This window comes from Ruegeria sp. CDSC079 (assembly GCF_059610505.1).
This window is the reverse complement of sequence record NZ_JBXWNT010000013.1, coordinates 23,674-37,858: the sequence shown is the minus strand read 5'-3', so window position 1 is coordinate 37,858 and position 14,185 is coordinate 23,674. Positions and strand designations below refer to the sequence as shown.

13 protein-coding genes and 1 riboswitch are annotated in these 14,185 nt (G+C 57.3%); of the genes, 12 read left to right on the top strand and 1 reads right to left on the bottom strand.

Going from position 1 to position 14,185, the window contains the following annotated elements; translation table 11 throughout:
• Positions 1-5: 5 nt before the first annotated feature.
• The gene (locus tag AC2FIC_RS19575) at positions 6-869 is read right to left on the bottom strand and encodes a glycosyltransferase family protein (RefSeq protein WP_271951621.1); all 864 of its coding nucleotides are present in this window, start codon (positions 867-869) and stop codon (positions 6-8) included.
• Positions 870-990: 121 nt separating this feature from the next.
• Here AC2FIC_RS19575 and miaB point away from each other — a divergent pair, with 121 nt between their 5' ends.
• The 12 genes from miaB (at position 991) to AC2FIC_RS19515 (ending at position 14,092) form a co-directional block, all read left to right on the top strand.
• Entirely contained in the window at positions 991-2,310 is a 1,320-nt protein-coding gene (gene miaB, locus AC2FIC_RS19570; protein WP_496692944.1) for a tRNA (N6-isopentenyl adenosine(37)-C2)-methylthiotransferase MiaB, read from the top strand.
• 182 nt (positions 2,311-2,492) lie between these two features.
• Entirely contained in the window at positions 2,493-3,257 is a 765-nt protein-coding gene (locus AC2FIC_RS19565) for an outer membrane protein (RefSeq protein ID WP_496692945.1), read from the top strand.
• Positions 3,258-3,399: 142 nt separating this feature from the next.
• Positions 3,400-4,422: a PhoH family protein gene (locus AC2FIC_RS19560; protein ID WP_142639428.1), complete on the top strand. Its 1,023-nt coding sequence runs from the start codon at positions 3,400-3,402 to the stop codon at positions 4,420-4,422.
• A gap of 39 nt (positions 4,423-4,461) precedes the next feature.
• Positions 4,462-4,956, top strand: coding sequence for an rRNA maturation RNase YbeY (ybeY, locus tag AC2FIC_RS19555; RefSeq protein WP_496692946.1), 495 nt, complete (start codon positions 4,462-4,464; stop codon positions 4,954-4,956).
• A gap of 35 nt (positions 4,957-4,991) precedes the next feature.
• A complete protein-coding gene (locus AC2FIC_RS19550; RefSeq protein ID WP_142639432.1) occupies positions 4,992-5,879 on the top strand; it encodes a hemolysin family protein in 888 nt (295 codons plus the stop codon).
• Positions 5,876-7,372: an apolipoprotein N-acyltransferase gene (gene lnt, locus AC2FIC_RS19545; protein ID WP_496692947.1), complete on the top strand. Its 1,497-nt coding sequence runs from the start codon at positions 5,876-5,878 to the stop codon at positions 7,370-7,372. The genes AC2FIC_RS19550 and lnt overlap by 4 nt, the downstream gene beginning before the upstream one ends.
• 42 nt (positions 7,373-7,414) lie before the next feature.
• Positions 7,415-7,463, top strand: a riboswitch (SAM-SAH riboswitch).
• A 5-nt stretch (positions 7,464-7,468) separates the two neighbouring features.
• Positions 7,469-8,650, top strand: coding sequence for a methionine adenosyltransferase (metK, locus tag AC2FIC_RS19540; RefSeq protein ID WP_142639436.1), 1,182 nt, complete (start codon positions 7,469-7,471; stop codon positions 8,648-8,650).
• A 129-nt stretch (positions 8,651-8,779) separates the two neighbouring features.
• Positions 8,780-9,490 carry a tRNA (guanine(46)-N(7))-methyltransferase TrmB gene (gene trmB / locus AC2FIC_RS19535; protein WP_281973465.1) on the top strand — a complete coding sequence of 237 codons (711 nt, stop codon included), beginning with the start codon at positions 8,780-8,782 and terminating at the stop codon, positions 9,488-9,490.
• Between the two features lie 69 nt (positions 9,491-9,559).
• Positions 9,560-10,912 (top strand): 3-phosphoshikimate 1-carboxyvinyltransferase, encoded by a 1,353-nt coding sequence (gene aroA / locus AC2FIC_RS19530; RefSeq protein WP_281973466.1) that lies wholly within the window; start codon positions 9,560-9,562, stop codon positions 10,910-10,912.
• A gap of 5 nt (positions 10,913-10,917) precedes the next feature.
• Positions 10,918-11,535 carry a (d)CMP kinase gene (locus AC2FIC_RS19525; RefSeq protein WP_496692948.1) on the top strand — a complete coding sequence of 206 codons (618 nt, stop codon included), beginning with the start codon at positions 10,918-10,920 and terminating at the stop codon, positions 11,533-11,535.
• Positions 11,536-11,636: 101 nt separating this feature from the next.
• Positions 11,637-12,152, top strand: coding sequence for a hypothetical protein (locus AC2FIC_RS19520; RefSeq protein WP_271951586.1), 516 nt, complete (start codon positions 11,637-11,639; stop codon positions 12,150-12,152).
• Between the two features lie 254 nt (positions 12,153-12,406).
• Positions 12,407-14,092, top strand: coding sequence for a tryptophan halogenase family protein (locus AC2FIC_RS19515; RefSeq protein ID WP_142639447.1), 1,686 nt, complete (start codon positions 12,407-12,409; stop codon positions 14,090-14,092).
• Positions 14,093-14,185: the final 93 nt, after the last annotated feature.

The following is a 14,185-nucleotide window of genomic DNA, read 5'->3' as shown; positions in this document are numbered from 1 at the left end:
ACTGCCTAGAACCACTGCCCCGATTCGATGAGCCCCAGTTCCAGCAGCTGCTGGGATGACCACTGGAACCGAGCTGAGTTGCGCCAGCGGAAGCTGGGGATGTCGAAGGTCGACCCCGCGTTGCTTTTGAGCGCCTTGGCTGCGCGGAAGGAACAGATCGCCGCCGTCAGATTGTGGTGCCATGGGCAGGAATAGGTGTTGTACTCGGGCTCATTGAACGTGTGGTCAGGCAGTAACAACAGATCATTTCGCGATTTGAACAGCCCGATTCTGTCGATACGGCGGCGTTCATAGGGGATGTGATCTTCGAACCGCCAGCGCAAACCGCCGGATATGTCCAGCTGTCTTTCCAGCGGGTGTCCTTCGGCATTGTGTCGGGCATGTGCGTAATACCCGGTGCTGTCCAGCATGGCTTGGTCAGGGGCAACCCCGTTTGGAAAGGCGCCCAGGTCATCAGCATACAGGTCGATTACATGGGTCAGCATGGCGTTTCTGCGTTCTTCGGTGTGAAAGGCCAGTAACTCGCCGATCGTGCGCGTTTCGCAGAAGGGGAAGAACAGGTATTCAGCGTTATAGCAGTAATACATCCAAAGGTCAGGAGCGGCCTGGATGACCTGATTAACCGTGTCAAAGACAACGGTTCTGGGTGCGCAGGTCAGTGTCACTCTGTGGATACGCTCGGTCAGTTCAGGATCCAGCGTAAAGGCTTCGGGCATGAACACGATCAGTGATTTGAAGCCAAGGTTCAGATGGTGCCGGATGGTGCCGTCGATCTCGACATCGTCTTCGGCGAAGATCATCGCAACCGGACCTTTGGCCAACGCGGCCTTGCCGGATTGAAGGAAAGAAGTGAGACTGTCGTACTGCATTGCCTGTCCGGCCCCGTCCAACTGGAGTTTTCGGCCAAAATCGGGTAATCGCGCTGGCATTGCAAGCGGCGTTCGTTGGGTATAGATGACGCCGATCCCGCGAACGCAAAGGCCCAACCCCATGTCAGAACCCAAAAAGCTGTACATCAAGACCTATGGTTGCCAGATGAACGTCTATGACAGCGAGCGTATGGCCGAGACCCTGGGCGGGCAGGGCTATGTCGAAACCCAGAGCCCGGATGACGCGGATATGATTCTGCTGAACACCTGTCACATCCGGGAAAAAGCAGCCGAAAAGGTCTATTCCGAGCTGGGGCGTTTCAAAGGGTTGAAAGCCGAAAAACCCGATCTCAAGATCGGGGTCGCGGGCTGCGTCGCGCAGGCCGAGGGCGAAGAAATCATGCGCCGTCAACCCCTGGTCGATCTGGTGGTTGGCCCGCAAAGCTATCACCGTCTGCCTGAGATGGAAGCCAAGACGCGCGATGGTGCCAAGGCACTGGACACGGACTTCCCCGAAGAAGACAAGTTCGAAAAGCTCAAGAATCGTCCCAAAGCCAAACGTGGCCCCACCGCTTTTCTGACCGTTCAGGAAGGCTGCGATAAATTCTGTGCCTTTTGTGTCGTGCCCTATACCCGAGGCGCCGAAGTCAGCCGTCCGGTGGACCGTATTATCCGCGAGGCACAGGATTTGGTCGAACGTGGCGTGCGTGAGATCACTCTGCTGGGTCAGAACGTCAACGCCTATCACGGTGCTGGACCGAACGGCGACATGACGCTGGCGGGACTGATCTGGGAGTTGAACAAGGTCGACGGGCTAGAGCGCATCCGCTTCACCACGTCGCACCCGAATGACATGGCCGACGACCTGATCGAGGCGCACGGCACCTGCGAAAAACTGATGCCCTATCTTCATTTACCGGTCCAGTCGGGTTCGGATCGCATTCTGAAGCGGATGAACCGCAGTCACACAGCCGAAAGCTATTTGCGTCTGATCGAGCGTATCCGCGCTGCGCGTCCGGATATTGTCATGTCTGGTGATTTCATCGTTGGGTTCCCTGAAGAAACCGACGAAGATTTTCAGGCCACCATGGATTTGGTCGAGCAGGTCAAGTACGGCTATGCCTATTCGTTCAAGTATTCGACGCGCCCGGGAACGCCCGCAGCCGAGCGGTCTCAGGTTGATCCTGGGGTGGCGGATGACCGCCTACAGCGGCTGCAGGGATTGATCACGCGTCATCAGCGCGAAATTCAGGATGCCATGGTTGGACGCAAAGTCCGCGTTCTGTTCGAAAAAACCGGCCGGTTGCCGGGACAGATGGTGGGAAAATCTGAATATCTTCATTCGGTTCACGTCTCTGACGCGGATGTGGAGATTGGTGCGTTGCGGGACGTTTTGATCACCGGATCAGGTGCGAATTCTCTGGCGGGGCAGTTGCTCTGACCCGTCCTTTATCTGTGATGCGGATACCATCGCTGGTATTTGTTTCCAAGATTTACCCTTGATTTATCACTTGGAATTATGTTCCGAGAAAAGTCAGGTTTTTTCGGGGCCTAGGCTAACGCCTCCTGAAACGGCATATCAGTGCTGATCCTGGTGTCGGATCGGGATGACGGAGGGTGCGAGTGAAACTTTTGAGATTTAGTGCAGGGCCTAATATCAGGGTTGCCCTTCCCGCAATGGCCGCGTTGTTTCTGGTATTCAATTCCGCTGCCGCAGGGAATCTGGATCCGGATTTATCTGAACCGCCGGTAATATCGTCAGCACGTTATGGCAGCGATGTCAGCGCCTTCTATCTGGGCTTGACAGCCGGCTATTCGACCAGCGGCTCGGACCGCTTTGGCCTGACGACGCCTACAGATACGTTTGCTGTCGGCGAATTGGACCTCACCGGCAGTTACGGTGGTATTCGGGGCGGTTGGCGCGGTCTTCTGCCCGCAAAAGGCGGGCGTGACTACGTCTATGGGGTCGAGTTGGGCTATGATTTCGGATCTCTGGACGATGAAGTGTCGACGCAGATCGGAACCTCGGTCGTCAATGGCGGTTCAGAGATTTCGGATGTCATCTCAATTCGCTTTCGGAACGGTCTGACAAACCCAAGTGGCAGAGTGTTATACTTTATTTCCGTTGGTTACGTGCATGGCGATATAACCACGACCAGTTCGATTACATCCGGGGCAACAACCCAGTCCTTTCAGGATAAAGACAGTCGAAAAGGGTTCTCGGCCAGCATTGGCGCCGAGCACAAATTGAATGAGAACTGGTCGATCACTGGGGAATATGAATACGTCCGGTTCGATTCTGAAACCGTCGAATTTGACAACGGGTTTACGACCAAATCGACGCCCCGTTACCGTGGTTTGCGGTTTGGCCTGAACTATCAGTTCTAGGTTTGCCTGTATGGAACGTTCGCGGTGCCTCCAACTTGATCGGCGGTTTTACCATTCTGTACGGAAAATTTGAATCTCTGGCTTGCGCCCACCAAGAAATGTTGTCTACGCTTGGGGTGAAACGCCCAGACAGGAGAGCGGATTGGCCATTGGTGCCCTGAACCCACCGCAAAATGAAACGCCCCAGCGGGAAGCGTTTGTTGAATTTCCAGACAATCGGTTATTGATAGATCTTTGCGGCGAATATGACCGCAACCTGACCGAAATCGAACAGAAGCTGACCGTGCAGATCGTGCGCCGTGGCAACCAACTGGTTGTCATGGGTGACGACGAATCCCAAAAACAGGCGATCGAAGTTCTGCAAGCGCTGTATACCCGCCTGGAAGGTGGTCGTGACGTAGAAGCGGCGGATGTAGACCGCGAACTTCGCATGGGCGGGTCGGAAACAGGAACCGGCAGCCGGGATGGCGATCAGCTTGAGATGTTCAAGGGTGGTTCGGTTGAGATCAAAACCCGCAAAAAGCTGGTCGAGCCGCGTACTGACGCCCAGAAGGTCTATGTTCAGTCCTTGTTCAACAATGAGCTGGCCTTTGGCATAGGTCCGGCGGGCACAGGTAAGACCTATCTGGCCGTGGCCGTTGGCGTATCGATGTTTATCGGCGGGCATGTCGACCGCATCATCCTCAGTCGTCCCGCCGTCGAAGCGGGCGAAAAGCTGGGATATCTACCTGGCGACATGAAGGACAAGGTCGATCCCTATATGCAGCCGCTCTATGATGCGCTGAATGATTTTTTGCCCGGGAAACAACTGGCCAAGCTGATCGAGGAAAAGCGCATCGAGATTGCACCTCTGGCGTTCATGCGTGGCCGTACGCTCGCGAACGCCTTCGTTGTGCTGGATGAGGCGCAGAACGCCACGACCATGCAGATGAAAATGTTCCTGACCCGTTTGGGCGAAGGCAGCCGCATGGTCATAACAGGCGACCGGTCACAGGTTGACCTGCCGCGCGGGGTTCAGTCGGGATTGGCGGATGCAGAACGGCTGTTGAGCACGATACCAAATATCAGCTTCAACTATTTCACCTCCAAGGATGTTGTCCGGCACCCACTTGTCGCCGCGATCATCGAAGCGTATGAGGCCGATACGGGCCGTGAAACGGGTTGATCTTCTGGGTCCCGGTATCGGGATTTTGGACATGGTGGCATGAACCTGGAACTATCGGTTGAAGACCCGCGCTGGGACGGGCTCGAATTTTTGGCAGAGCGCGCCACAAGGGCGGTTTTGGATCATTGCGATCTTGATGCGGACCTGTGTGAGGTTAGCCTGCTGGGATGCGACGATGCACAGATCGCCCAGTTGAACACGGAATTCCGCGAAAAGGCGTCACCCACCAATGTGCTTAGCTGGCCAGCCGAAGATTTGGCTGCGGACTCCGCCGGGCAGACTCCGATACTCCCTGAACCCGATTTCTCAGGGGAAATTGCTCTGGGCGATATTGCGATTTCTTATGATACTTGTGCTCGCGAGGCGGCAGAGGCAGGGAAAAACATGGATGATCATGTCACACATCTGATCGTTCACGGCGTGTTGCATTTGCTGGGTTATGATCACATTCGTGATCTCGACGCCACGCTGATGGAGGGTGTTGAGGTGGAGATACTTGGCAAACTGGGTATTGATGACCCATATAATGCTTAAAGCGGGCCTTTCGGCTTATCATTTGGAATGGGAAAATGGGCGAAACAGACGGCAGTTCTATGGCGGCGCAGGGCGCGCAACCGAAGGACGGCAACGAAAATGTCACTGAGAGACCAGGACTTTTCTCTCGAATAGTGGATGCGTTCTCAACGCAGAGTGAAGACTCGGCTTCTGAGGTCAATGGGCAAGAGGTCGATCCGGCTCAACCTCGCGGCATGATTAACCTGCGCCGGATGCGGGTCGAGGATGTGGCGATTCCCACGGTCGAGATCGTGTCAGTACCGTCGACGATATCCAAAGATGAGCTGGCCCAGGTTTTCCGGGAAAGCGGTCTGTCCAGGATACCTGTATATGAAGGAACGCTGGATACGCCTTTGGGCTTTATCCACCTGAAAGATTTCGCGTTGACGCACGGGTTCAACGGCGGCTCGACTGAGTTTGATCTGGTGTCGATGTTGCGGACATTGCTGTTCGTGCCGCCTTCGATGCCGATCGGTGTGCTGATGACCAAAATGCAAACCGAGCGCCGCCACATGGCATTGGTGATCGACGAATATGGTGGTGTCGACGGGTTGCTGACGATCGAAGACCTGATCGAACAGGTTGTTGGTGAGATCGCGGATGAACATGACGCGGATGAAAGCCAACTTTGGGTTCAGGAAAAACCTGGATGTTATGTGGTGCAGGCGCGGATACCCCTTGAAGACTTCGAAGCCGAGATCGGGCGATCCCTGACCAGCCACGAGGATGTCGATGAAGAAGAGATCGACACGCTTGGCGGGTTGGTCTTCATGTTGTCCGGGCGGGTTCCGGCACGAGGAGAGGTTGTTCTGCATCCGGAAGGGCCTGAATTTGAGGTGATTGATGCGGATCCGCGGCGCATCAAACGGCTGCGTGTCATGCTGCCGGATATCGTTGCATGAACCTGATACGGGCTTGGCCCATTTGGCTTAGATTTGTCCTTTCTGGTTTGTTGGGAGGGCTGGCTGCATTTGGACTGGCTCCCTTTGGGTATTGGGTGGCTACTGTATTGGCGTTGGTGTTGGTCGCACCGATATTTCAGAGCACCGAGACACGTGCGCGTGCGGCGTGGATCGGTTGGGCGTTTGGGACCGGGTATTTCGCCCATGCACTCAGCTGGATTGTCGAGCCGTTTCTGGTGGACGCCGATCGTCACGCTTGGATGGCTCCGTTTGCTTTGGTCTTCATGGCTGGTGGTTTGGCGCTGTTCTGGGCGCTGGCATTCTGGGTTGCTCGCAGGCCCGGCGCGCGCGGGGTTTCACAGGCGTTGTTTCTCGCCTTGGCAATCTCGTTGGCGGAATGTGCCCGGGGTTATGTTCTGACCGGGTTCCCCTGGGCCGGGCTGGCGCAGGTCTGGGTCGAGACCCCTATTGCGCAGCTACTGTCACTTTTTGGGCCTTACGGGCTTGGGGCGCTGACCTTGGTGGCGACACTGCCACTAGGGGCGGCTTTGGCGCTGCGTTCCAGAGTATTCGTGCCCTTGGGCATCAGTGTGGCATCGGTCGCATTGGCTTTGGGCTATGCAGGGACGCGGCCCGCTGTGGTCGAAACGGGACATATCGTTCGCTTGGTTCAGCCCAATGCGTTGCAACATCAGAAATGGGATCCAGAGTTTGCACCTCTGTTCTTCGCACGTCAGATCGAGTTTACTGCCGCCGAACCACAGCCTGACCTGATCGTTTGGCCTGAAACCTCGGTTCCCGCCTGGCTGGGAAGCGCGCAGCCGTATCTGGATGCCATCGCCGAGGCGGCGCAAGGCACGCCGGTTGTTCTGGGAATTCAACGAGGCGACGGGCCGCGTATCTACAACTCGATGATCTACCTTGATGTGGATGGGGCTCAGCAGGGGCTGTACGACAAACATCATCTGGCGCCTTTTGGCGAATATGTTCCGTTTGGCGACGTGATGGCGCGGTTCGGGATCTATGGCATGGCTGCAACCACCGGACATGGGTTCAGCGCCGGGTCGGGGGCGGCGCTGCTGGATGCAGGCCCATTGGGTAAAGCGCTGCCGTTGATCTGCTACGAAGCTGTGTTTACCCAGGATGTCCTATCCGCGCCGGGGCGCGCTGATTTCCTTCTGCAAATCACCAATGATGCGTGGTTCGGAACGCGCTCGGGACCGTATCAGCACCTGGCTCAGGCACAGATGCGCGCCATCGAGCAGGGGCTGCCCATGATGCGTTCGGCCAATACCGGCGTCTCCGCCATGATTGACCCGCTGGGCCGGATCACCGAGGCCCTGCCGCTTGGGCAGGCGGGCTATATTGATGCCGGACTTCCGGCGCCTCATTCTCCGACGGCTTATTCCCGAATGGGGGATAATCCTGTCTTTGCCGTGTTATTGGTGCTGTTTAGCCTGTTATGGTATGGGCTGCGGCGGCGAAACCTATGATTTCGCATTGACCCTCAGTTTCGGGGGGCTTATCCCCTCTTGTGCCCATCACAACGGCTTCCTGGCGTGACGGGGTAATCTTAATGGAGCACTTGTATGTCCCGACAGAACTATACCTTTACTTCGGAATCCGTTTCCGAAGGGCATCCGGATAAGGTTTGTGACCGTATTTCCGATGCTGTACTTGACGCATTTCTGAACGAAGAACCCGAGGCACGCGTTGCGTGCGAGACCTTTGCGACAACGGATCGCGTCGTGATCGGCGGCGAAGTGGGGCTGTCTGATCAGGACAAGCTGCATGACTATATGGGCCGCATCGACGAGATCGCCCGCGCCTGTATCAAGGATATCGGCTATGAGCAGGATAAGTTCCACCACGAGACGGTAGAAGTTACGAACCTGCTGCATGAGCAATCTGCACATATTGCGCAGGGCGTAGATGCGTCGGGTGACAAGGACGAAGGTGCTGGTGATCAGGGCATCATGTTCGGCTATGCCACCACCGAGACACCCGCGCTTATGCCTGCGCCGATCCAGTATTCCCATGCAATCCTGCGCCGTCTGGCCGAGGTGCGCAAGAACGGGACCGAGCCTGCGCTGGGCCCGGATGCGAAATCGCAGCTGTCAGTGATCTACCAGGATGGCAAGCCGGTTGGCGTCAGCTCGATCGTTCTGTCGACCCAGCATCTGGATGAGACGCTGAGCTCGGCCGATATTCGTGCCATTGTTGAGCCGTATATCACCGAAACTCTGCCCGAGGGTTGGCTGACCGATCAGACCGATTGGCACGTCAACCCAACCGGCAAGTTCGTCATTGGCGGTCCGGACGGAGATGCGGGTCTGACCGGTCGTAAGATCATCGTGGACACTTATGGTGGTGCAGCGCCTCATGGTGGCGGAGCGTTTTCGGGTAAAGACCCGACCAAGGTGGACCGTTCGGCGGCTTATGCCGCGCGCTATCTGGCCAAGAATGTCGTAGCCGCGGGAATGGCCGAGCGTTGCACGATCCAGCTGAGCTATGCCATTGGCGTTTCCCGGCCTCTGTCGATCTATGCGGACACGCATGGCACGGGGCAGATCGCGGATGATCGGATTGAAAAAGCCGTCGGCCAGGTGATGGACCTGACCCCACGCGGCATCCGTCAGCATCTGGAGCTGAACAAGCCGATCTATCAGCGCACAGCAGCCTATGGCCATTTTGGCCGCCAGCCGGAAGCGGATGGAGGTTTCAGCTGGGAGCGCACAGATCTAGCAGACGCGTTGAAAGCGGCGGTTTGATCTGACTGTTATCAATAGGTGCGCCCTTGCGGGCGCGCCTATTTCTTGGGAATTGTATGAGAGGCGGCGGCTATTCTGCTCTGCCGCCGCCCCTTGCCTCTGAGCCGTCCCCGCAGTATGGGCACCGCCATGAGCACCCAGACCCCACAACGCCCCCGCAGAAACTTTTATGGCCGCTTCAAAGGCAAGACCCTGAAGCAAAGCCAAAAGACGTATCTAAGCGAAGACCTCGTTGCGCTGTCTCCGGGTGCTGTGGACTGGGAGAGCAATCCTGAACGCAGCCCGCTGGATCTGAAGGCCCTGTTCGGTGGCAAGGATGTCTGGCTTGAGATCGGCTTTGGCGGGGGCGAGCATCTGGTGCATCAGGCGGCCAGCAATCCCGATATCGGTATCATTGGGGCTGAACCCTATATCAACGGTGTTGCCATGTTGTTGGGCAAGATTCGCAAGGCTGGGGTCGAGAATCTGGCGGTGCATCCCGGCGATGCGCGCGATCTTTTTGATGTCTTGCCCGAAGCCAGCATATCACGCGCCTTTCTTCTGTACCCCGATCCCTGGCCCAAAACCCGGCATCACCGCCGTCGGTTCGTGACCCCAGAACATCTGGAGCCTTTGGCGCGGTCGTTGAAACCGGGCGCGATCTTTCGCGTTGCAACAGATATTCCCGACTATGTCCGCCAAACGTTGGAAGAGGTGCCTGGCGCTGGTTTCGAATGGTTGGCGGAACGCCCCACCGATTGGCGTGAGCCTTGGGAAGACTGGATTTCCACGCGCTATGAGCAGAAGGCCCTGCGCGAAGGGCGGACACCGCATTACCTGACCTTCCGCCGCAACGACTGATTGCGGCTGGACCAAGCGCCCCCAATTCGCTAATCGGCTTGGGAACTGATAGCGAAAACAGGAGCCCCCATGTCCGGACACGGCACGCCCATCCCGATGACCTCGCATCCTTGCGGTCCGCTGACCGGTACGGCCGAGGTGCCCGGCGACAAGTCGATCTCGCACCGGTCGCTGATCCTGGGCGCGATGGCCGTGGGTGAGACCCGGATCACTGGGCTGTTGGAGGGCGAGGACGTTCTGGACACCGCAAAGGCGATGCGGGCCCTTGGCGCCGAGGTGACGGATCACGGAGGCGGCGAATGGTCGGTCCATGGTGTGGGCGTCGGCGGTTTTGCCGAACCTGATCAGGTCATCGACTGTGGCAACTCGGGCACCGGCGTTCGGTTGATCATGGGCGCGATGGCGACCTGTCCGATTTCGGCGACATTCACTGGCGATGCCAGCCTGAACAAGCGCCCTATGGCGCGGGTGACCGATCCTTTGGCGCTGTTTGGCACGCAATCGGTGGGCCGCTCCGGTGGGCGCCTGCCGATGACGATTGTGGGCGCGGCAGAGCCTGTTCCGGTACGGTACGTGGTTCCCGTTCCCTCCGCGCAGGTGAAATCTGCCGTTTTGCTGGCGGGGCTGAATGCTCCGGGCAAAACCGTGGTGATTGAGGCCGAAGCGACCCGCGACCATTCCGAGCGGATGCTGGCAGGCTTTGGGGCCGAAATCACGGTCGAGGATACCGATGAGGGGCGCGTTATCACCCTGACCGGTCGCCCCGAACTGAAGCCGCAGGTCATTGCCGTTCCGCGCGACCCCTCAAGTGCGGCCTTTCCGGTCTGTGCTGCGCTGATCACGCCCGGGTCTGACGTTCTGGTTCCGGGCATCGGTCTGAACCCGACCCGCGCGGGTCTGTTTACCACTCTGCGTGAGATGGGTGCTGATCTGACTTATGAGAATGAACGTGAAGAGGGCGGCGAACCGGTTGCGGATCTGCGCGCGCGTTATTCGCCCGATATGAAGGGAATCTCGGTTCCTCCGGAACGGGCGGCGTCGATGATTGACGAATACCCTGTTCTGTCTGTGGTCGCGGCAAATGCCACTGGCACCACGATGATGGGCGGCGTGAAAGAGCTGCGCGTCAAGGAAAGCGACCGTATTGATGCGATGGCCCGCGGCCTGCGCGTTAATGGCGTCACCGTCGATGAGGGCGATGATTGGTGGTCTGTGGATGGTTTGGGAATTGGCAATGTTCCCGGCGGCGGCACCTGTGAGAGCTTTCTGGATCACCGGATCGCGATGTCCTTTATGGTTATGGGTATGGGGGCGAAAAATCCGGTCGGAGTCGACGATGGCGGCCCGATCGCAACGTCTTTCCCGATCTTCGAACCGTTGATGGCTGGCCTTGGTGCGCGGCTGCAGCGAAACAACCGGTAAATGCGATGGCAGTTGCCAGTTTCACCATAGCAATCGATGGCCCGGCAGCAGCGGGGAAGGGCACGATTTCCAATGCCGTTGCCGCCCATTTCGGGTTTGCGCATCTCGATACCGGCCTGCTTTACCGTGCGGTTGGCCGCAGAACGCTGGAAGGTGCCGACCCGGTTAGTGCCGCGCAAACGCTGACTGCCGAGGACCTGGATCAGGGTGATCTGCGCACGGCTGAAATCGCGCAAGCGGCCTCGAAAGTTGCAGTTATCCCCGAGGTGCGGGCTGCATTGGTCGATTTTCAGCGCGCCTTTGCGCGCCGAGCGGGAGGTGCGGTGTTGGACGGTCGTGACATCGGAACCGTTATTTGCCCGCGGGCCGAGGTGAAACTGTTTGTCACCGCCAGCGCCGAAGTGCGCGCTGAGAGACGGTTTCTGGAACTGGACGCCAAGGGCCATAAGGTTACACGCGCACAGGTGTTGGCCGATGTGCGAGAGCGGGACGCTCGGGATGCCGAACGCAGCACGGCACCTATGAAGCCAGCTGAGGATGCGGTCATACTGGATACCTCGGACCTGAGCATCGACGCGGCTCTTGCCCGCGCGATTGAGGTCATCGAACCAGTTCTGCCCTAGGGCCGTTTGCCAGAGCAAACACAACTTTGTTCACTAAGCTTTGTTTGGCCAGTGCCCGAGGCGTCGATTACCTTTGTATCGACATCTGCCGGAGGTAATCGATGTTCCGCCTGATTTTGATTTTTACCTTTCTCGCCAGTGCGCTTTCAGCGCAAGAGGCAGAACCGCCAATGACCTACGAGCGTTTGGGCAAGATATTGTTTGCGCTTGACCCCGAGACAGAGCCTCTTGGGCCGGGCTTTCAGCTTACCATCGCGGAGGTTCCCGTTCTGGTGATTACTGACGTCAATGCGGACCGGATGCGGGCCATGGTGTCGATCCAAAGTGTCGAAGATCTGAGTGCTCAGGACATGCAACGGATGATGCAGGCGAATTTCGACAGTACCCTGGATGCGCGATATGCGATTGCCAATGGCACCTTGTGGGCTGCGTTCATCCACCCCTTATCGCGGCTGGAAAGGGATCAGTTGATCTCGGGGCTGGCCCAGACGGTGAACATCGCCAACACCTACGGCACCTTGTATTCCAGCGGAGTTGCGGAATTTGGCGGCGGCGATAGCAATGATCTTCAGCGCGCTCTGATCGAAGAGCTTCTGAAAAAAGGCGAGGATATCTGACGCAGGGCCGGTACTTGCGCATTTCCTTTCTCGCAGCATCCACCATCCTAAAGAAAGTCGCGCAGTGGCGAGCGGCCTGTGTTGCCGGGTCTGATGACCCGACATGTATGTAGGTTCGGCCGTCATAGTGCCTAGCTGGATGCAGGAAAGCTGTTATAGTTTCTCTCAGGCAAAAAGGGAAAGCTGCTTTACAAGCCCCAAAATCAAAAAGGGCAGGCGGCTAAAAAACCCCAAAACCAACAGGGACAGAAAATATGAATAATCGTTTGCGCAAGATCACCATTGTGGGTGGCGGCACGGCAGGTTGGATGACCGCGCTGATCCTGGAAATGGTGTTTTCACGCACGTCAGCACCCAAGGATCGCCCGCGTATCTGCCTGATCGAAAGCCCCAATATCTCGACTGTGGGCGTTGGCGAGGCCACGGTTCCACGGATGCCGGTCACGCTGCGCCAGGCCGGCATTTCAGAGCGGGATTTCTTTCGTGAGACCAACGCCTCGTTCAAGCTGGGCGTGAAGTTTTGTAATTGGAACAAGGACGCCAAAGGCAATCGCATTGATTACGTGAACCCTTTTGCGCATGGCCAGTTGTTAGAGGGGTTAGAGCCTGCAGAATACTTCCTGCGCTTTGGCAATGGCGATAGGGATTTCACGCAGTCCATCTCGCCCCATGATGATCTGGCACGCCTGTGCAAAGGTGGACGGCCACTGGGTCAGCCAGAGTTTGAGCAGCGGTTCGGTTATGCCTATCATCTGGATGCTGTGAAGTTTGCAGGCATGTTGACCAGGGTTTGCACCAAGCGCGGCGTTGAGCATATCCAGGACGAGGTGAAATCGGTCGAGCTGGATGAGCAGGGCAATGTCAGCCATCTGATGCTGGAAAAGAAAGGCCGCCATGACATTGAGATGGTCGTGGATTGCACCGGGTTTCGCGGCTTGATTATCAACAAGGCGCTGGGCGAGCCTTTCATGGACTATTCTGACTATCTGCCCAACGACCGCGCCATGGCGTTGCAGATCGAGCACCCGGATCCAGAAAAAATTGAAAGCGTCACACGGTCCACCGCACTTGGCGCGGGGTGGACCTGGCGGGTGCCACTCTTTAACCGTGTGGGCACGGGCTATGTTTACTCATCTGCGCATCGCACGGATGAACAGGCGGCGGATGAATACCTCGAATGGCTGGGCGACAGCGGCAAAGGTGCGACGCCGCGTGTGATCCCGATGCGTATCGGACGCGTGCGCAATGCCTGGGTCAAGAATTGCGTGGCGATCGGACTGGCCGGAGGGTTCATCGAACCGCTGGAAAGTACAGCGATCCACATGATTGATCATGCGGTGCGCTGGTTCGCCGAGCATCTGCCTACGCGGGACATCGAACCGTCGCTGCGGGCGAGATATAACAAGCAAATGGATAAGCTCTATGACGAGGTTCTGGATTTCATTTGTCTGCACTACCGCTTGGGCAACCGCACGGATGATCAATATTGGATCGACGCGCGGACCGAAATGAAGATACCGGATCGGCTGGCCGAGAACCTTGAGCTGTGGCAGCACCGCCTGCCTTTGGAACGAGATATCGAGTTTGCAACGCTTTTCGATTTCCGCGTCTATCAAACGGTTCTTTTGGGTAAGCAGGTCTATGATACGGGCTATGGTGCCGGCATCCGCGATCGCTTGCGGCCGTTGAAGAAACCGATCTGGTTCCAGTGGTGGAAAGGCGCGAAAGTGGATCTTGCGCAGATACTCAGATCAATGCCTGATCACAAAACCCTGCTGCGCGATATCCGGGGCGAGCTAGAGCGCCCTGCCTTTGGAAAGGCCGCAGCAGCGAAGCCAACAGTCGCGATGCCGGGCGCGGCCCCGGTACCTTTGGCGGTCCAGAACATGCCGAATTTTGCCGAAATCCAAAGCGGCTCAAAAGATCTGCAACTGTTTTAGGCGCTCTGTCCTTTCGGAGCTGAAGAAGAATACAAATCGCCCCGACCTCAGCCATGCAAGGCTGGGGTTTGCGTGTTATTTTGTGATATGCAC

Coding starts and splice junctions, on each gene's coding strand:
- metK (WP_142639436.1), top strand. CDS start 7,469: ATGTCCCGACAGAACTATACCTTTACTTCGGAATCCGTTTCCGAAGGG.
- lnt (WP_496692947.1), top strand. CDS start 5,876: ATGAACCTGATACGGGCTTGGCCCATTTGGCTTAGATTTGTCCTTTCT.
- miaB (WP_496692944.1), top strand. CDS start 991: ATGTCAGAACCCAAAAAGCTGTACATCAAGACCTATGGTTGCCAGATG.
- aroA (WP_281973466.1), top strand. CDS start 9,560: ATGTCCGGACACGGCACGCCCATCCCGATGACCTCGCATCCTTGCGGT.
- AC2FIC_RS19575 (WP_271951621.1), bottom strand. CDS start 869: ATGCAGTACGACAGTCTCACTTCTTTCCTTCAATCCGGCAAGGCCGCG.
- ybeY (WP_496692946.1), top strand. CDS start 4,462: ATGAACCTGGAACTATCGGTTGAAGACCCGCGCTGGGACGGGCTCGAA.
- trmB (WP_281973465.1), top strand. CDS start 8,780: ATGAGCACCCAGACCCCACAACGCCCCCGCAGAAACTTTTATGGCCGC.
- AC2FIC_RS19515 (WP_142639447.1), top strand. CDS start 12,407: ATGAATAATCGTTTGCGCAAGATCACCATTGTGGGTGGCGGCACGGCA.
- AC2FIC_RS19525 (WP_496692948.1), top strand. CDS start 10,918: ATGGCAGTTGCCAGTTTCACCATAGCAATCGATGGCCCGGCAGCAGCG.
- AC2FIC_RS19550 (WP_142639432.1), top strand. CDS start 4,992: ATGGGCGAAACAGACGGCAGTTCTATGGCGGCGCAGGGCGCGCAACCG.
- AC2FIC_RS19520 (WP_271951586.1), top strand. CDS start 11,637: ATGTTCCGCCTGATTTTGATTTTTACCTTTCTCGCCAGTGCGCTTTCA.